Source organism: Pseudomonas sp. WS 5078 (assembly GCF_012985745.1).
Lineage (GTDB): Bacteria > Pseudomonadota > Gammaproteobacteria > Pseudomonadales > Pseudomonadaceae > Aquipseudomonas > Aquipseudomonas lundensis_A.
This window is the reverse complement of record NZ_JAAQWX010000011.1, coordinates 62,863-80,600: the sequence shown is the minus strand read 5'-3', so window position 1 is coordinate 80,600 and position 17,738 is coordinate 62,863. Positions and strand designations below refer to the sequence as shown.

The window sequence follows — 17,738 nt, the reverse complement described above, 5'->3', positions numbered from 1 at the left end:
ATTTTTGTGCCAACCGCGACCCTGATTAGAACTTATCTTTCCAGCGGCGCAAGCTGGCAAACACCGCGCCCGGCGAGGCATTGTCCTGCTTGCTCCATTCGTCTGCTTTTTCTTTAACGGATGTTTCGTTAACCCGAAGAAAAGGGTTGGTACGCAGTTCCAGTGCGATATCGGAGGGCAGGCTGATCTGGTTATTGCTTCGCCACTCAGTCACTTGTTCTATTCGTGCCTTGATATCGGCATTGTCCGGCTCGACGGCTTGGGCAAAGCGCAAATTGCTCAAGGTGTATTCGTGGGCGCAATACACTGCGGTGTTACCCGGCAACGCCGCGAGGCGACTCAAAGAGCCATGCATCTGTTCGGGTGTGCCCTCAAACAGCCTGCCGCAACCCGCCGCAAACAATGTATCGCCACAGAACAGCAACGGGGCTGTTGGCTGCGCGTGATAGTAGGCGATATGCCCAAGGGTATGGCCGGGTAGCAGGAAGACCTCGAACGTACAGCCCAGCACGTCGATGCGATCGTTGTCATTCAGGGCCACGTCGCGTGCGGGGATGGTTTCTTGGGCAGGACCCCAGACCTTGGCGTTGGTCTTTTTGTGCAACTGCTCAACCCCACCGACATGGTCAAAGTGATGGTGGGTGATCAGGATGTCGCTCAGGGTCCAGTCCGGGTGTTGAGCCAGCCAGGCTTCGACCGGCGCAGCATCGCCCGGATCAACGACGGCGCAGCGTTTGCTGGCAGTGTCCTGTAACAACCAGATGTAGTTGTCATTGAAGGCAGGCAGTGCATCGATCTGTAGCATGGCGCAATTCCCAAGTGCGAAACAATGGCGCATCTTAGGGCTTGTGATGGGTAGATGGCGAGTTGGAGGAGCAATGACCGATAAAGCATTGGCTCAGGCTGACCCTGAGTGGCTGGCGCTGATCCGTTCGGCGCGCGAATGGTTGTCCGGTCCCCACGGGCAGTTGTTGCTGGAGGATGAACAACGTGTACTGGAAGACGAGCTTGGCCGGTTCTTTGGCGGCTATCTGGTGCATTACGGGCCAGGCGCCGAGACACCGCCCAACGCCGCTCAAGTCCAGCGCACCGTGCGTCTGGGTGCGCCATTGCCGGGTGTAGAAATTTTTTGCGAAGAACAGGCCTGGCCTCTGTGCGAGCACGCAGCCGACGTCGTAGTGCTGCAACACGGTCTGGATTTCTGCCTGTCGCCCCATGGTTTGTTGCGCGAAGCCGCCAGCAGTGTGCGGCCCGGAGGGCACCTGTTGATCGTCGGCATTAACCCTTGGAGCACCTGGGGCCTGCGCCATGTGTTTGCCAAGGACGGGTTAAGCAAGGCGCGTTGTATTTCGCCCTCCCGTGTGGCCGATTGGCTGAACCTGCTGGGCTTTGCGCTGGAGAAACGCCGCTTCGGGTGCTATCGTCCGCCGCTCGCGTCCCCGGCCTGGCAGCGTCGTTTATCAGGCTGGGAACACAAAGCAGGTAACTGGCAATTGGCCGGTGGCGGCTTCTATATATTGGTGGCGCGCAAGATGGTGGTCGGCTTGCGGCCGGTCAATCCGTTACGACGCGAGCCTATGGGCAAGCTGATCCCTTTGCCGATGGCCAAGGTCAACCGGCGTCACAGCCAACCGTAGTTGCGCTTGAATAAACGAAAGGCCGGAGCGATCCGGCCTCAGGTGCTGCCCGTCCTTGACGGGCAGGCCACAACACCCTTTTCCGGATAGGTTGTAATGAGCAATAGCGTTGAAATGTTCACCGATGGTGCCTGCAAGGGCAATCCTGGCCCTGGCGGCTGGGGTGCCTTGCTGGTTTGTCAGGGTGTCGAGAAAGAACTCTGGGGCGGCGAACCCAATACCACCAACAACCGCATGGAACTGATGGCGGCTATTCGTGGCCTTGAAGAACTCAAGCGCCCGTGCGACGTGTTGCTGGTCACTGACTCCCAATATGTGATGAAAGGCATCACTGAATGGATGGTCAACTGGAAAAAACGCGGCTGGAAAACCGCGTCCAAAGAGCCGGTGAAAAATGCCGACCTGTGGAAGTTGCTCGATGAACAAGTCAGTCGTCACACCGTGAAGTGGCAATGGGTGCGTGGCCACATCGGCCATCCGGGCAATGAACGTGCCGACCAGTTGGCCAACCGGGGTGTGGATGAAATGAGGGGCCTCAAGCATGCGTAGTGTTGTCCTCGATACCGAAACCACCGGTATGCCGGTTACCGATGGCCACCGGGTTATCGAAATCGGTTGCGTCGAGTTGATGGGCCGCCGCCTGACCGGGCGGCATTTTCACGTGTACTTGCAACCCGATCGCGAAAGCGATGAGGGCGCGATCGGCGTCCACGGCATTACCAACGAATTTCTGGTGGGCAAGCCGCGTTTTGCCGAAGTGGCCGATGAGTTCTTCGCGTTCATCGAGGGCGCTCAGCTCATCATTCATAACGCTGCGTTCGACATCGGCTTCCTGAACAACGAGTTTGCCTTGATCGGGCAAACCGACCGCGCCGACCTCACTCAGCATTGCACCATTCTCGATACCTTGATGATGGCGCGTGCCCGTCACCCGGGGCAGCGCAACAGCCTGGATGCCTTGTGCAAGCGCTATGGCGTCGACAACTCGGGCCGTGAGCTGCACGGCGCCTTGCTCGACTCCGAGATTCTGGCAGACGTTTACCTAACCATGACGGGCGGGCAGACCAGCCTGTCGTTGGCCGGGAACGCGTCTGACGGCAATGGCTCGGGCGAAGGCTCGGGTAACCAGGCCACTGAAATTCGTCGTTTACCCGCGGATCGTCAGCCGGGCCGGATTATTCGTGCAAGTGAAAGCGATATGGCTGAGCACGCAGCGAGACTCGAAGCGATTGCCAAGTCTGCAGGCGCCCCTTCGTTATGGGCGCAATTGCTTGAAGCCAAGCAGCAGACGCTGCAATAAACGACCCCGTTGGAGGTCTCGGCAAGGGCTGTCGGCCCTTGCCGCCATCGGCGGCACCTGGGTGAGAGGTGCCCGCACACAAGGACTTGCTCACCCATGCATCTGGTCATCAACCCGCAAAACCCTGAAGTTTCTGTACGCCTGGCGGATGAAGGCTTCGCGCCTTATGTGTGGTGCAACGATTTCAGTTTTGAAGTGCGCGCTTACTCCCAGGTGGAGCTGCACAAGAGCGTCGATGAATGGCCTTTAGAAAGGATCACACCGTACCGCAAGTGTTACGGGATCGATCCTGATGAATTCGCCAGCTATCGCGGTGCGCCCGACAGCGCCGTGTTCATGGCTTATCTCGATGGGCAGGCCGTTGGTCACGTAGTGGTCAGTACCAACTGGAACGGTTTTGCCCACGTCGATGAATTGGCGGTGATTGCAGGCGCACGTCGCCATGGCGTCGCCCGATCATTACTGGAGGTGGCGAGGTTCTGGAGCCACAAGAAAAAACTGCCGGGCATCATGCTGGAAACCCAGAACAACAACATCGGCGCATGCCGCTTGTACGAACGTTGTGGGTATCAGGTAGGCGGGGTCGATCATTTGCGCTATCGCGGGATTGACCCGCAGACAGCCGAGGTGGCGATCTTCTGGTACCTGTTATTTGAAAAACAGGAATGAGCTGACAGGCACTTCAGTCAACGCCGGGTTGAGCGTGTCTTGCGATACTCGCAGTGCGCAGCGACTTCTCAGCCAATACGCAGGATCGAGCATCACCAGACATGCGCGCCCCAACAAAAAATGCCTTAAACCGAGTGAGCGGGTTCAGGATCGCGAAGCAGGGCAATGCCTGATTGCACCAGCTGGAATTCGGTATCACTCAGTTTGGTGACGCGGTCGCCGATCGCCAACTTGTACGTGAAAACCGGCTGACCGTCTGCTCCAGGGGTGGAGTCTTGAAACTCATGCACGGAATAAACACGGCCTTCCGCGTCTCTTGCATGAAACTGCCCAACGAGCACTGCTGCCATTTGTAGAGAACCTCTGGAGATAAACACCCAATTTGCGGTTCTTGTAGACCGTTGATCAGCCGGGGAAGTTTAACGCTGTGGAAAAAATAGTCCGGCTACTTTACAGGCTTGGCGGTCGATAGGGTGAACCGGGCTGCAAGAAAGGCGTCCGATCATCTATAACTAACGTTCTAAGCGCTTTCCTACAGCACCCTCGGGGGTTTCCATGAGCAAGGTCTACAACGTTGCAGTACTGGTAGGCAGTTTGAGAAAGGACTCGCTCAATCGAAAAGTGGCACACGCCCTGGCAGAACTGGCGCCATCCCACGTAAAGCTGAACATCGTCGAAATTGGCGAGCTGGCGCTTTATAACGAGGACATTGATGTCACCCCGGCGCCTGCGTCCTACACAGCATTTCGCGATCAAGTTCGCCAGGCCGATGCGGTTCTGTTTGTGACCCCCGAATACAACCGGTCAGTGCCGGGTGCGCTGAAAAACGCCATCGATGTAGGTTCGCGCCCATACGGTCAAAGTGTGTTCAGCGGTAAACCCGGCGCCGTGATCAGTGTTTCGCCCGGCGCGATCGGCGGCTTTGGCGCTAACCATCACCTACGCCAGTCGCTGGTGTTTCTGAATGTTCCGTGCATGCAGCAGCCTGAAGCCTATCTGGGTGGGGCGGGCAATGCGTTCGATGCCTCAGGGGCGCTTTCGGAAAAAACACGTCCCTTCCTGCAAGCCTTTATTGATGCGTACGCACAGTGGGTCGAGCTAACCAAGCCCGCCTGAATGTGCACGTGTGAACGTCGATGAGGTTGAGGGCAGCGGCGCCATTGGCAGCTGTCCTCAGTGGCGCTGGGTCAGTGGCTTTGTGGCATTTCCCCGTTTTTCAGGCGGGTATTGATATCTGCAATCACCTGCGGCAAGTCGCTGATGGTGTCGATCAGGTAGTGCGGGCGTGCCCCCTCGAACAGGGCATGAATGCGCGTTCGTTCGCTCGCCAGTGCCTGCGCATCAAGCGCTTTGTATTGTTCCCATGACAGGCCCAGTGCGTTGCCCGAGCACACCAACGCCACTGTCCACATGCCTGCGCGGCGACCCTCAAGAATGCCCGGCACGGTGTCATCAATCTTTACACAGGCGGCCACGTCATCAATGCCCAGCGCGATGACGTTGGCCAGTGCCTGTGCAGGCCACGGGCGCCCGTTGGGCACCTCATCGGTTGCCACCACGTGGTCGGCGACGTAGCCGTTGGTGGCTGCCAATTCAACGACCTTGGCCATGACCTGCGCCGGGTAGCCCGAGCAAGAGCCGATCTTGATGCCTTGGGCGCGCAGTGCGGCAATCGTCTCAAGCGCACCGGGGATCAGCGCCGAGTGCTCGGCGATTTTCTCGATTTGCAGCGGCATGAAGCGTTCATAAATGGCGGTCACGTCATCGTCGGTCGGGGTGCGGCCAACGACTTTTTTGTACCGCTCGGCAATCTGCGGCTGATCGCACAGGGTTCGAATGTGATCCCACTTGCCCATGCCCATGGGGCCGCGCGCCTCCTCGATTGATACTTGCACATCGAACTCGCCAAACGCTTCAACGAAAATCTTCGTCGGGGCGAAAGAACCGAAGTCGACCACGGTGCCCGCCCAGTCGAGAATGGCGGCTTGAAGCGTGGTGGGGTTGGTGTAGTTCATGTCGTTGGATCCTGTGAGGGCGGTCGTAACCGCACGGAGAAATTTACGTTCAACTTGCGTCTGTGCCGTCAGATGACCAGCACTTCCATTTCTTGCAGTACCTGCGCCACGGCATCGACCGCTGCCTGCATATCGACGGAGGTGACGTGGCCAATGCACCCCACGCGGAATGTTTCGACTTGGGTCAATTTACCTGGGTACAGAATGAAACCTTTGGCCTTGACGCGTTCGTAGAACTCCTTGAACTGGTAGCGCGGGTCTTTCGGGGCGTGGAAGGTGACGATGATCGGTGCCTGAATGGCTGCAGGCAGGAAGCTGCGAATTCCCAGCATGGCCATGCCATCCAGCAGCGTCTGGCAGTTGTTGGCGTAGCGGCCCAAACGGGCGGGTTGGCCGCCTTCTTCGTTGTATTGCAGTAAGGCTTCGTGCAGGGCAGCGACCACATGGGTGGGCGGGGTGAAGCGCCATTGCCCGGTTTTTGCCAGGTAGGCGTGTTGATCCTGCAAGTCCATCGCCAGTGAGTGGGCATTGCCCGTTGCATGGGCCAGAGACTCTTTACGGGCCAACACGAAGCCCATGCCCGGCACCCCTTCGAGGCATTTGCCAGAGGCAGCGATTAGCGCGTCGAACGGTACTTTTTGAGCGTCAACGGGCAGTGCGCCGAAGGCGCTCATGGCATCGATGATCAGACGCTTGCCCTGTTTGGCGATGACGTCGGCAATGTCTGGCAGTGGGTTGAGAATCCCGGTGCTGGTTTCACAGTGGATCAACGTCACATGGGTAATCTCGGGGTCAGCCTTGAGCAGGCGTTCTACATCAGCGGCTGTGGTGGGTTGATCTTCGGCGGTCTCAAACGTGCTGAAACGGCGACCCAGCACCGCACAGATTTTCGCCAGGCGCTTGCCATAGGCGCCGTTGATGAGCACCAGCACCTTGCCGTCACGCGGTACCAATGTGCCGATGGCCGCTTCAACGGCGAAGGTGCCGCTACCCTGCAACGGGACGCAGTGGTGGCTGCTGGCGCCGTTGATGATGGCCAGCAGTTGCTCGCACACACTCGCCGTTAATTGGTTGAAACGCTCATCCCAGGAACCCCAGTCAACCATCATGGCCTTACGCGTTCGCGCGGAGGTGGTCAGGGGACCGGGGGTCAGCAGGATCGGCGCGACGGTGTTCATTCGGGGTTCCTCGCAAGCGGTGAGATAGCAACTGGATACACCGGCTAAATTGCAGGTTGATGTATCATCATTCAAATTGTTTGTTGTTATGCCAGCCATCAGCAGGAGTTATTCATGAACCTGTTCCAACTCCGGGCCTTCGATGCGGTGGCACGTGAAGGCAGCTTCACCCGGGCAGCCGCCCGGTTGTTCATCAGCCAGCCAGCGGTCACCGGGCATATCAAAACCCTCGAAGAGCATTACCAGATCACCTTATTGCGCCGCACAGCCCGGCGTGTGGAATTGACCGAAGAGGGCATCAAACTGGCGGCTATCACCCGTGCCATGTTTGGTTTGGTGGATGAAGCGCAGGTCATGCTTGAAGCCAATCGCCAATTGCTCACCGGACGCCTCGAAGTGGCGGCAGATGGCCCGCATCTGGTGATGCCCATGCTGGCGAGCCTGCGCGAGCGTTACCCCGGTATCACCGTGAATTTACGCTTGGGCAATGCACAGGAAACCCTGGCCGCCTTGCTGTCAGAGCACGCGGACGTGGCCGTGCTGACCGAGGTCGAACCGCGCAATGGCTTGATGTTACGGCCGCTGAAGCAATCGCATATCTGTGCATTAGTGCCGTCCAGTCATCCTTGGCAGGCGCTCACGGGCGGGGTTGAGATGGCGCAGTTGGATCAGGTGATCATGGTCTTGCGCGAACCCGCGTCCACGACCCGTCGCACGTTTGACCAAGCCTGCAAGCAGGCAGGGGTAAGCCCTCGTGTGTTGCTGGAGCTGGACAGTCGCGAAGCGGTGACCGAAGCGGTGGCAGCACAGCTCGGGGTGGGCATTGTCTCGTCGGCGGAAGTCAGTCAGGACCCGCGGGTGTGCGCCGTACCGATCAACGGGCACGGCCTGACCAATCGGCACATGCTTGGCTGTATGGAGCGACGTGCCCAATTGCGGCTGATAAAGGCGTTCATGTCACTGGCGCCGTCGTCCGCCGCGTAGGCGTCAGTCGCCGCGTTCGTAGCACTGCACCGGGCCGATAGCAGTTGAGCCGGGCAGGATTGGATTTTTTGGTCGATTGAGAACTTGCGGGCGTATAAACTGGCGCACTTTCGACGGCCCGCGTGCCGCGACACACACGATTGAGAGAGTGAGAAATGGGCGCACAGTGGAAGGTTAAACACAAAGCGGAAGCCGCCAATAGCCGCGGCAAGGTTTTCGGCAAACTGGCCAAAGAGCTGACCGTTGCAGCCCGTAACGGCGCCGACCCTGATATGAACTCGCACCTGCGTCTGGTGTACGAACAAGCCAAAAAAGCATCCATGCCGGCTGACACCATCAAGCGTGCAATCAACAAGGGCGCGGGGATCGGCACTGAGGCTGTGCAATACCACCGTGTGACCTACGAAGGTTTTGCCCCGCACCAGGTGCCGCTGATCGTCGAGTGCCTGACTGATAACGTCAACCGTACCGTGGCTGAAATCCGTGTGGCGTTCCGCAAGGGGCAATTGGGCGCGTCGGGCTCCGTGGCCTGGGACTTTAACCATGTCGGCCTGATCGAAGCCAAGCCTGATACCCCGGATGCTGATCCTGAAATGGCGGCAATTGAAGCGGGCGCCCAGGATTTTGAAGACGGTGAAGAAGAAGGCACGACCTTGTTCATCACCGAGACCACTGACCTGGATGCCGTGCAAAAAGCGCTGCCTGAGCAGGGTTTTACCGTGTTGTCGGCCAAGTTGGGCTACACACCTAAAAACCCGGTGACGGGGCTGACTGACGAGCAAATGGTCGAAGTAGAGGAGTTTCTGGCGAAGCTGGAAGAGCAGGACGACGTGCAGGATATGTTTGTAGCGCTGGCCTGAACCCGAGCCCGTCATTTAATTGGCCCGTTTACGACGCAGTATGTCGTCGGGCTTGGCCTCGTGCCTCGTCAACGACTGCCGATGAGTGTGTTGCTGACGAGGTACGAGGTGGCGATCGGGCTGACCTCAGCCCAGGGCGCTGCAGATTTCAATGAAGTCCGGCCGGGCGAGGACGTCAGGCTGAATGCAGCGCGTTTGCAAGTCTTGCAATTCTGCACGCTGTTGATCGCTCAACCCCGAGTGGATCCTGTGCAGCAACTCCCCCAGTAGAATGCCGAACGCGCGCACCTCGATACGCTGTAAGGCGCGTGTGCGCGGGCTGTTGTCGGTGGCGTGGAAGCACGCGGCCCCGAAGTCGCCCAGCAAGCAGTCCCCCCGTTCATTGAACAGAATATTGTGCCCGTACAAATCGCCGTGGCAGATGCCTTGTGCGTGCAGGTGCGCGGCGACCGATGCAATGCCACGTGCCAGACGCAGTGCGCTTTGAGCATTGAAACCTGTGCTATCGGCGTAGACGTCACGGCTGCAGCTGTCGAGACTCGGCAGCCCGGCCAGATTGCGGAAAGAGGGCGCAATCAGCTCCATCACCAACCCGGCCTGTTGTTGCGGATGGCCCACCACACGCCCGAATACGTTAATCAGGTTTGGATGTTGGCCCGCAGCAATGCAGGCGTGCATTTCGTGAAGCGGCGAGCCATCACTGGTGATAGTGCCTTTGTACAGTTTGACTGCCACCGGGCGTACCGGCTGACCCGGTGCCCGCCAGTTGGCCTGGTAAATCACCCCGGATGCACCTTCGCCCAGTTGCTGCGCCAGTTCCAGTTCTGACCAGTCGATGTGTGCCGTGCTGTCAGGGGTGTGTTCGGCATTCAGTTCGTCCGCCAACGGATTGCCCGAATAAGCCAGCCAGCTCAGGCCGGGCATCGCCAGTAACCAGTCCGGCAGTTCGCGGAGTTGGTTGGAGGCCAGACGAATCAGCTCCAGACGCTCGCAGCCAGCCAGGCTGCGCGGCAACGCCTGCAAACGGTTGCCCGCCAGCATTAATTTTTGCAGCAAGGGACGGCGGCCCAGTTCATCCGGCAGCTGGCTGATGTGGTTGTCGGTGAGGATTAACCAGCGCAGTCGCGGTGGCAACGCGCTGCCTGGCACCTCGCAGATCTGATTCGCCTTGAAGCCGATCATGCTCAGTGTCGCGCATTGGCCCAGGCATTCGGGCAGGGTCGTGAACAGATTGTCGGAACAGAACAGCACCCGCAAATGCGTCAGGCGATGCAGGTCGTGGGGCAGGCTGCGCAGGGCGTTGCCGCTCAGATTGAGGATTTCCAGCGAGTCCGCCAGTTGAAAGATTTCTTCAGGAAACTCGGTCAGCCCACAGGACAGATCCAGACGTTTCAGCCCCGTCAGTTGACCGGCGCGCAGTTTAGCGAGGGTGTCCATAAGCAGGCGATGTGCACTCGTGTCGATCAGTAGAAGTGCCGTGCATGATAGCGATTTATCGCTCGCAAGATTCAGGCAATACAGCCTTTGTCGCGGCGGCTGTCCGGCTTTTGCGTAACAGGCCGCAGCCACTGCCCCGGCCTGTGTGCATCGCGCTATTTAATCCAGCTCTCTGACCATCGCTGACAGTGTGGTCAGTACATCCATGCCCAGTTGCTTCGAACGTTTGCCATCCCAGCCCGTGATGGGGTCGGGCGCGTCGTTGTTGTCCTTGAACGGCATCTCCAGCGTCAGTGACAAACAGTCGAAGCGTTGACCAACACTGTTGCAGGCCAAGGTCATGTTGGCCTGGCCGGGTTCGTCGCGAGTGTAGCCATGGGTCGTCTGGAAGTCTTTTGTCAGCTGGCTCAGGTGCGAACGAAAACGTTCTTCGAGCCTGGCAATCCGGTCGGTATAGCCCGGGTTGCCTTCGCAGCCTGCGGTGAAGACATAGGGGATTTCTTCGTCGCCGTGAATGTCCAGAAACAGGCTGACGCCGTATGTGTTCATTTGTTCTAGCGCGAAGAACACCTCAGGGCTGAGCTGGGGGCTGGTGTTTTGCCAGGCGCGGTTCAAGTCCTGGCCGTTTGCATTGGTGCGCAGATGCCCGTGGAACGCGCCGTCCGGGTTCATATTAGGAATCAGGTACAAATCGGCGTAATCGAGTAGCTTGCGCAGTTGCGGGTCGCTGCCTTGCTCCAGGCGCTTGAAAATGCCCTCCATGAACCACTCGGCCATGTGTTCGCCGGGATGCTGCTGCGCAATGATCCAGATTGCGCGTTTATGGGGGGGGCCGTTCCTTTTGCGCAACAATGGAATGTCACGCCCTTCGGCGCTTTTGCCCACCGCCAGCACTTCGCAACCGGCCCATTGTTTCGCCTCGCTGATCAACGTCTCGTGACGCGCGCGGCTGTAGGGTTCGAAGTAGGCAAACCAGACTGTGCTTTGATGAGGTTCAAGGCTGAAATTGAGCGCAGTACCATCAAAGTCTGTAGGCACTCGGAACCAGTGTTCCTGGTCGTAAGAAGCGACCGCGCGGTAGCCGTCCCACGCTTTGTTGTAGGAAGACTGGCTGGCGTTGGTCAGATGAAAGTGATGGGTTTGGTTTGCCCGGGCGTGAGGCCGTCGACCTTGAAATGAAACCACTGGAAGTGTGGGCTTTTAGTATCGGATTTGATCGCCAGTTTCACGTCGAACGGATCGCTGGCATCCAGCACCTGAATATTGCCGCTGTCGAAGTCACTGCTGATGTGAAGTGAAGAGGGCGCCACAGTCATCGTCCAGATCCCTGAGTTGAGAATTGTGGGCGTTACTCTAACTCGCCATGGCGTGTGGCCAATACGAAAATGCAGGTATTTGAAGAGAGAAGGGGGGGAGATAAGCGGAGGGGGGGCGTCATCCCTGACGCGGCGCAATTTTAGTGTTTTTGCGAGTGATTCTCAAGTGCTAAATTGCCATTACCCTATAGTCATAGGCTTCAGGCTTTCTTCGGTCGATGTTCTTTTGCTATCATCGCCGGCATCGTAGCGACCACCGAAAAAAAACCGGTCGCACACCCGACTTCATTAGCCTGAAGCAAGCTGAGCCAGATAACTGGCCACAAAAAAAAAGACCCGGCCATAAGCCGGGTCAAATAACCGTGATTAGCCTGATGAGGAGATTATTCAAAGCACCGACCTAAGGTCCCTTGAATGATCGGCTGATCTCGCGACCAGCTGCATGCAATAGTAATCATTATCATTTGCAAAGCAAGTGTTTTTTTCTGCGTTTTTCTGAATTCTGCTCTCTTTTCCCCGCCCAAGGCTCTAGCCCGCTAATCGAGCAACAACTCAGTGGTGCGTTTGACTTCGCTCATGGCGATATTGGAGTGAGCTTCTTGCACGTGCGGTTTCTGCAAGAGATGGTCGCGCAAAAAGCGCTCGTAACTGTCGATGTCGTGGGTGACCACCTTCAGCAGGTAATCCATATCTCCCGCCATGGTGTAGCACTCGATGACTTCTGGGTAATGGGTGATGGCTTCTTCGAATTCGGTCAGGTGACGGCGCCCGTGCCCCGATAACCGCACATTGACGAATACCACGACGTTGAGCCCCAGTTTCTTCGGGCTGAGCAGGGCGACTTTGCGCTCTATCAAGCCTTCTTCCTGCAAGCGATGAATCCTTCGCCAGCAGGGCGATTGGGATAGTTCGACGCGTTCGGCGACCTCGGCGGCAGACAGGTCGGCATCATGTTGCAGCAGGCGCAGAATCTTACGGTCGATGGGGCTTAATTTAATCGGCATGACTTTTTCGAATTTCTTATTTTTGTTGAATGATTCATGCAGCGTAGCACTGCATTTCCTAAAAATTAGAAAGAAAAATCCTCCTGCAACCCTTCACTCTCTTGAGACTGACTTCGCAACCCTTCAGCGGGTCGAAAACTGACCTTCTGGTCTAACGCCCTACGCGCTAACAACAAGAGAGAAATGAAATGCCGATATTTGCTCATCCCGAGTTTGATCAACACGAACAGGTCATGTTCTGCAATGACAAGGCCAGCGGCCTCAAAGCCATTATCGCGGTGCACAATACGCGTCTGGGCCCGGCTCTGGGCGGTTGCCGGATGTGGCCCTACGGCGATGAGCAACAGGCGCTGAATGACGTGCTGCGCCTGTCACGGGGCATGACGTACAAATCGGCACTGGCCGGCTTGCCCTTGGGTGGCGGCAAGGCCGTGATCATCGGCGATCCACGCAAGGACAAGACCGAGGCGTTGTTTGAGGCCATGGGCGACTTTGTCGAAAGCCTGGGCGGTCGCTACATCACCGCCGCAGACTCGGGCACCGGTGTAACTGAAATGGCGCAGATGGGCCAACGCACCCGCCACGTGGTGGGTGCCGGTACGCGCGAACAATTGGGCGGCGGCACGCGCAGCGGTGATCCGTCGCCTGCCACGGCGCTGGGTGTGTACATCGGCCTTTGCGAGGCGGTGCGCCAGCGTCTGGGGCGATCCGACCTCAGTGGCCTGCGCGTTGCGATTCAAGGCCTCGGGCAAGTCGGGTTCAATCTGGCCCAACAGCTCAAGGCAGCCGGTGCCGAGTTATGGGTGCACGATATTCAGGAGGCCAACGTTCGCCGCGCCGTGGAAGAGCTGGGGGCCCACGCGGTCAGTGCACAGGACATCTACGGACTTGATGTCGATGTGTTCTCGCCCTGCGCCATGGGCGCGGTGATCAACGACGAGACCCTGCAATTGCTGCGCGCCCCGGTAATTGCCGGAGCAGCCAATAACCAGCTGGCCCGTCCCGAACACGGCGACATGCTGTGGCGCCGGGGCTGCCTGCATGCACCTGATTACGCAATCAATGCCGGGGGCATTATCGACGTGTCTTACGAGTACAACGGCGGGACGCCTGAGCAGGTGCGTCAGCACGTTCAAGGCATTGGGGAAACACTACGTCAGATTTTTGAGCGAGCGAAGGCTGAAGATCGCAACACCACGCTGATTGCCGACAGCCTTGCCCACGAACGGCTCAACGCTTGATGTAACACATCACCCCAGGCTGCACCTTCGGGCGCAGCCTGTCGCAAATCAACCCGGTCGTGCGCTCAGTGAGCGGGTACTTTTTGCTTGTCGACAGTCTTGTCGATCAGGTCTTTGGCCATTTCCACAAAGTGCGCCATGCCCCTGATAAGGTCCAGTTGAGGGCCTTGTACATTCCCCGCGCCGTTTTGGGAGTAAGTCAATGCAAATCGTAGCAACTCGGACGCGTGTACCAAGGCTTCTTCCTGGCTCACATCGTCGCTGACATTGAACACTTTTTGCTCATTGCAGCGCTGAGTTACAGATGGTTTCAAATAATAGTCCAGCGCGCGCTGGGTTGCGGCGCTGTCTTTGAGGGCTTCAAGCTCTGTATCAGCTTCAATCTTGAGCGGTATTTTTGTTATTGGAGTCATGATTTGTCTGCGTTTCTGGGGTTAATCGAATCAGCAGGCTGCAGATTAGTACAGATAGTATTTCATCTACAGAAATAAATAATACAACATGTGTATTGTTGCGTGGCGGGCAATCCGTATTGTTCGGCGAATGGATAAATGGATCGCTTTAGTCAGAACGAAATTGCGCGAGCTCAAGCTCACGCAAGAAAAACTCGCCGAACGCGTGGGGGCTTCCCAGGGCGGCGTTGGTCATTGGCTTAACAAACGTCGTCAACCCGACCTCGAAACCATGAACAAAGTGCTGCATGCCCTTGGGCTTGGGCACCTTGAGGTGGCGTTGGTCGTGCGTGAACGCAAGGCCAGTAACGACGACCACAACCCTGAAGAAAACACATACGTCATCACCTCAGCATTCCGCTATCCCGTGCGGGAGTGGGACAAGGCAGGCGAGATCAATGAGACGCCCCAGGAGGGGTACTCGGCCGCCACGGTATTTGAAATGAGTGATCACTACGCCAAAGGCGATGCCTTTTGGTTGCAGGTCACAGGGGATGCGATGACTGCCCCGATGGGCCTCAGCATTTCTCAGGGCATGATGATTCTGGTAGACCCGGATATCGAGGTCGAACCCGGCAAAATGGTGGTTGTACGCACCCCGGATTCTGAAAGCGCCATGTTCCGTCAGCTAATCGAAGACAGTGGCCAGCGTTACCTCAAGCCGCTTAACCCGACCTATCCCAAAATCCTGTTTGATGAAGACTGCCGCATTCTTGGCGTAGTGGTGCAGGCCACAACCAAGTTCTGAAGCGCAGCTTCCAGACATCCACTAAAAAGGCGGCGACCGAAACCGGTAGCCGCCTTTTTCATGCGCGCAATGTTATTCCAGTTCGATCAGGACCGCGCCTTCTCCAACCATGTCACCTTCCTGGCCGAATACGGCTTTGACAACCCCGTCGCGTGGCGCCCGCAGGCTGTGTTCCATCTTCATGGCTTCGAGCACGACCAGTTGTGCACCCGCTGCCACGTTTTGCCCGACGGCCACCATCACGCGCACAATGCTGCCATTCATGGGCGCGCTCAATCCGCCTTCCTGCGTCTGCCGGGCGCTGGTCGAGGCCAACGCCAACGCATCACAAGCGTTCACGGCCTGCAGTTCGCCGTCCCACTGCACATACACCGTCTCTGCGCGACGAATGGCCCTATGCCGAGTGCGTACGCCGTGTTGCTCAATCACCAGAAGATCGTCCTGCACCTTAGGCTGCTCTGCGGTCAGGGCAACAACGTTGTGTTCACCCTTACAGTTCAAGGCCAGCAGTGTTTGCGCGGGCAATCCGTTGCGAAACCCGTTGCGCTGCGCCCACGGGGAGCCCGCATCGTCTTCGCGAAAATCGGGCGGCAGGGTTTGTACGAATGCAGAGGCTGCCGCTGACCAAAACGCGTCAGACAAGGGTTCAGCTTTTGGCAGTAATTGCGCCTCATAGCGCGGGATAAAGCCCGTGTCCAGTTCGGCCGCCGCGAACGCAGGGTGAGCGATGATTCGGCGCAAGAAACTCAGGTTGGTTTTCAAGCCGCCTATAGCGAACTCATCAAGCATCGCCAACAAGCGCAAACGTGCCTGTTCGCGGTCTTCACCCCACGCGATCAACTTGCCGAGCATCGGGTCATAAAACGGCGAGACTTCATCGGCTTCGCAGACCCCGCTGTCTACCCGCCGGCCCGGGCCCGGCGCCGATTCGCGATACAGCGCCAGACGGCCAGTCTGGGGCAGGAAATCATGACTCGGGTCCTCGGCGTACAGGCGCACTTCGATGGCATGCCCTCGCAGTGGCACCTGCGCCTGGGTGATGGGCAGCGCTTCGCCGCGTGCGACGCGGATTTGCCAGGCCACCAGATCAAGCCCGGTGATGGCTTCCGTGACCGGGTGTTCCACCTGCAGCCGGGTGTTCATCTCCATAAAGAAGAACGCGCCGCGCGCATCCAGCAAAAACTCCACAGTACCGGCGCCCACGTAGCCAATGGCCTGCGCAGCTCGCACGGCCGACTCGCCCATGGCGCGCCGCTGTTCGGCACTGAGTCCTGGCGCGGGGGCTTCTTCGACCACTTTTTGGTGACGGCGCTGAATCGAGCAATCCCGTTCGTTGAGGTACAGGCAATGGCCGTGCTGATCAGCAAACACCTGAATCTCGACGTGCCTGGGCTTGAGCACGTATTTTTCGACCAGCATGCGTGCGTCGCCAAACGACGACCGCGCTTCACGCTGAGCCGAAGCCAGTGCTTCGGGCAGTTGGCTTTCATCTTCCACCACTTTCATGCCCTTTCCGCCACCCCCGGCGGTAGCTTTAAGCAACACCGGGTAGCCGATTTTCTCAGCCGCTGTGCGAAAGGTTTCCAGATCTTGCGCTTCGCCGTGATAACCCGGCACCAGAGGCACTCCGGCCACTTCCATCAAGGCTTTGGCGGCGGACTTGCTGCCCATTGCGTCAATGGCCGAGGCAGGGGGGCCAAGGAAGATCAGGCCGGCTTGTTCAACCGCTCGGGCGAACCCGGCGTTTTCGGACAAAAATCCATAACCTGGATGAATCGCTTGCGCGCCGCTGGCCTTGGCCGCGGCAATGATTTTGTCGATTTGCAGGTAGCTGTCGGCCGCTTTGTTGCCCCCCAAATTCACGCACCTGTCGGCTTCGCGGCAGTGGCGGGCGTCGCGGTCGGTGTCACTGTGCACGGCAACGCTGGTCAGGCCGAGGGACTTGGCAGTGCGCATCACACGGCAGGCAATTTCGCCACGGTTGGCCACCAACACGGTTGTAATGGTCGAGGCACTCATGGGCGCGGCTCCTGTTGGGGTGAGTCGATCTGCCAACTGGGCGCGCGCTTTTGCAGAAACGCCCGCAGACCTTCCTGGCCTTCGGGGCTGACCCGAATGCGCGCAATAGCGTTTTCACAGTAGCGGCGAATGGCTGGCGTCGGTGCGCCATGGCTGACTTCGCGTAGCAGGTCTTTGCAGGCACGCATCGCGAATGGACTGTTGAGCAGCAGCGTGTCGATCCAGCGAGCGACCTGCTGATCGAGTTCGCACGCCGGGTAGCTTTCGGACAGCAACCCCAACTCACGGGCGCGTTCGCCACTGAAGCGTTCGGCGGTCAGTGCATAGCGGCGCGCGGCGCGTTCGCCAATGGCTTGCACCACAAACGGACTGATGACCGCAGGCGCGATGCCAATGCGGACTTCCGACAGGCAGAACTGCGCGTCATCCGTGCCGATGGCCATGTCGCAGGCGCTTATCAGGCCCAGCGCGCCGCCGTAGGCCGCGCCTTGCACCACGGCCAGTGTTGGCATTTTCAGCTTGGCCAGGTTGTACATCAGTTCAGCCAAATGCCGGGCGTCGTCGAGGTTGGTGTTGTAATCCAGTTCGGCCGACTGCTGCATCCAGGCCAGGTCGGCCCCGGCGCTAAAATGTTTGCCGCGTCCGCGCAGTACGAGAAACCGCAGGCTGGCATCGCTTTGCACGGCGTCCAGCGCGAGGATCAGCTCGCGGATCATCTCGGCATTGAAGGCATTGTTTTTCGCTTCGCGACTCAACCACAGGGTGGCGAAACCCCGGGGGTCGGTGTGCAGTTCAAGGGTGTTGAAATCGATCATGTCCGTCAGTCCTTGGATGGCTGTACGTGTAGATGAGTGCGCATGGGGTGCAGGCAGCGGCGC

The 17,738-nt window shown here is 58.3% G+C and carries 18 protein-coding genes and 1 pseudogene; 9 read left to right on the top strand and 10 right to left on the bottom strand.

Annotated features, from left to right (window positions below; translation table 11 throughout):
- Positions 1-25: 25 nt before the first annotated feature.
- A complete protein-coding gene (gene gloB, locus HBN68_RS15635; RefSeq protein WP_094993471.1) occupies positions 26-805 on the bottom strand; it encodes a hydroxyacylglutathione hydrolase in 780 nt (259 codons plus the stop codon).
- A gap of 73 nt (positions 806-878) precedes the next feature.
- Between gloB and HBN68_RS15630 the strand changes: the two genes are divergently transcribed.
- The 4 genes from HBN68_RS15630 (at position 879) to HBN68_RS15615 (ending at position 3,606) form a co-directional block, all read left to right on the top strand.
- The gene (locus HBN68_RS15630) at positions 879-1,637 is read left to right on the top strand and encodes a class I SAM-dependent methyltransferase (protein ID WP_094993470.1); all 759 of its coding nucleotides are present in this window, start codon (positions 879-881) and stop codon (positions 1,635-1,637) included.
- Positions 1,638-1,733: 96 nt separating this feature from the next.
- Positions 1,734-2,186, top strand: coding sequence for a ribonuclease HI (rnhA, locus tag HBN68_RS15625; RefSeq protein ID WP_094993469.1), 453 nt, complete (start codon positions 1,734-1,736; stop codon positions 2,184-2,186).
- A complete protein-coding gene (gene dnaQ, locus HBN68_RS15620) occupies positions 2,179-2,937 on the top strand; it encodes a DNA polymerase III subunit epsilon (protein ID WP_094993468.1) in 759 nt (252 codons plus the stop codon). The genes rnhA and dnaQ overlap by 8 nt, the downstream gene beginning before the upstream one ends.
- Positions 2,938-3,033: 96 nt before the next feature.
- Entirely contained in the window at positions 3,034-3,606 is a 573-nt protein-coding gene (locus HBN68_RS15615; protein ID WP_169965177.1) for a GNAT family N-acetyltransferase, read from the top strand.
- A 125-nt stretch (positions 3,607-3,731) separates the two neighbouring features.
- Here HBN68_RS15615 and HBN68_RS15610 read toward each other — a convergent pair whose 3' ends face one another.
- Complete coding sequence (locus HBN68_RS15610) at positions 3,732-3,956, bottom strand: hypothetical protein (RefSeq protein ID WP_094993466.1); 225 nt, start codon at positions 3,954-3,956, stop codon at positions 3,732-3,734.
- Positions 3,957-4,161: 205 nt separating this feature from the next.
- Here HBN68_RS15610 and HBN68_RS15605 point away from each other — a divergent pair, with 205 nt between their 5' ends.
- Positions 4,162-4,722, top strand: coding sequence for an NAD(P)H-dependent oxidoreductase (locus HBN68_RS15605; protein WP_094993465.1), 561 nt, complete (start codon positions 4,162-4,164; stop codon positions 4,720-4,722).
- 71 nt (positions 4,723-4,793) lie between these two features.
- Here HBN68_RS15605 and phnX read toward each other — a convergent pair whose 3' ends face one another.
- Both phnX and HBN68_RS15595 read right to left on the bottom strand, forming a co-directional pair.
- A complete protein-coding gene (phnX, locus tag HBN68_RS15600; RefSeq protein ID WP_169965175.1) occupies positions 4,794-5,621 on the bottom strand; it encodes a phosphonoacetaldehyde hydrolase in 828 nt (275 codons plus the stop codon).
- Positions 5,622-5,689: 68 nt separating this feature from the next.
- On the bottom strand, positions 5,690-6,799 hold the full coding sequence (locus HBN68_RS15595; protein WP_094993463.1) for a 2-aminoethylphosphonate--pyruvate transaminase: 1,110 nt from the start codon (positions 6,797-6,799) through the stop codon (positions 5,690-5,692).
- Between the two features lie 114 nt (positions 6,800-6,913).
- Here HBN68_RS15595 and HBN68_RS15590 point away from each other — a divergent pair, with 114 nt between their 5' ends.
- Together HBN68_RS15590 and HBN68_RS15585 are read left to right on the top strand one after the other, a co-directional pair.
- On the top strand, positions 6,914-7,783 hold the full coding sequence (locus HBN68_RS15590) for a LysR substrate-binding domain-containing protein (protein ID WP_094993462.1): 870 nt from the start codon (positions 6,914-6,916) through the stop codon (positions 7,781-7,783).
- Positions 7,784-7,938: 155 nt separating this feature from the next.
- On the top strand, positions 7,939-8,643 hold the full coding sequence (locus HBN68_RS15585; protein ID WP_094993461.1) for a YebC/PmpR family DNA-binding transcriptional regulator: 705 nt from the start codon (positions 7,939-7,941) through the stop codon (positions 8,641-8,643).
- A 126-nt stretch (positions 8,644-8,769) separates the two neighbouring features.
- Here the strand turns inward: HBN68_RS15585 and HBN68_RS15580 are convergent, their stop codons facing one another.
- The 3 genes and pseudogenes from HBN68_RS15580 to HBN68_RS15570 all read right to left on the bottom strand — a co-directional run bounded on the left by HBN68_RS15580 (position 8,770) and on the right by HBN68_RS15570 (position 12,400).
- Entirely contained in the window at positions 8,770-10,080 is a 1,311-nt protein-coding gene (locus tag HBN68_RS15580; RefSeq protein ID WP_169965173.1) for a protein kinase, read from the bottom strand.
- Positions 10,081-10,239: 159 nt separating this feature from the next.
- Positions 10,240-11,396, bottom strand: a pseudogene (locus HBN68_RS15575) (M14-type cytosolic carboxypeptidase).
- 536 nt (positions 11,397-11,932) lie between these two features.
- Positions 11,933-12,400, bottom strand: coding sequence for an Lrp/AsnC family transcriptional regulator (locus HBN68_RS15570; protein ID WP_047276552.1), 468 nt, complete (start codon positions 12,398-12,400; stop codon positions 11,933-11,935).
- Between the two features lie 188 nt (positions 12,401-12,588).
- On the opposite strand from HBN68_RS15570, the gene HBN68_RS15565 reads away from it, so the two are divergent.
- On the top strand, positions 12,589-13,641 hold the full coding sequence (locus tag HBN68_RS15565; protein WP_169965171.1) for a Glu/Leu/Phe/Val dehydrogenase: 1,053 nt from the start codon (positions 12,589-12,591) through the stop codon (positions 13,639-13,641).
- 65 nt (positions 13,642-13,706) lie between these two features.
- Here the strand turns inward: HBN68_RS15565 and HBN68_RS15560 are convergent, their stop codons facing one another.
- The gene (locus tag HBN68_RS15560; RefSeq protein WP_169965169.1) at positions 13,707-14,054 is read right to left on the bottom strand and encodes a DUF3077 domain-containing protein; all 348 of its coding nucleotides are present in this window, start codon (positions 14,052-14,054) and stop codon (positions 13,707-13,709) included.
- 130 nt (positions 14,055-14,184) lie between these two features.
- Here HBN68_RS15560 and HBN68_RS15555 point away from each other — a divergent pair, with 130 nt between their 5' ends.
- A complete protein-coding gene (locus HBN68_RS15555) occupies positions 14,185-14,841 on the top strand; it encodes a LexA family transcriptional regulator (protein WP_094993457.1) in 657 nt (218 codons plus the stop codon).
- A gap of 72 nt (positions 14,842-14,913) precedes the next feature.
- On the opposite strand, the gene HBN68_RS15550 is transcribed toward HBN68_RS15555, so the two are convergent.
- Complete coding sequence (locus HBN68_RS15550; RefSeq protein WP_169965167.1) at positions 14,914-16,860, bottom strand: acetyl/propionyl/methylcrotonyl-CoA carboxylase subunit alpha; 1,947 nt, start codon at positions 16,858-16,860, stop codon at positions 14,914-14,916.
- Entirely contained in the window at positions 16,857-17,675 is an 819-nt protein-coding gene (locus HBN68_RS15545; RefSeq protein WP_094993455.1) for a gamma-carboxygeranoyl-CoA hydratase, read from the bottom strand. Before HBN68_RS15545 ends, HBN68_RS15550 begins: the two co-directional genes overlap by 4 nt.
- Positions 17,676-17,738 lie beyond the last annotated feature (63 nt).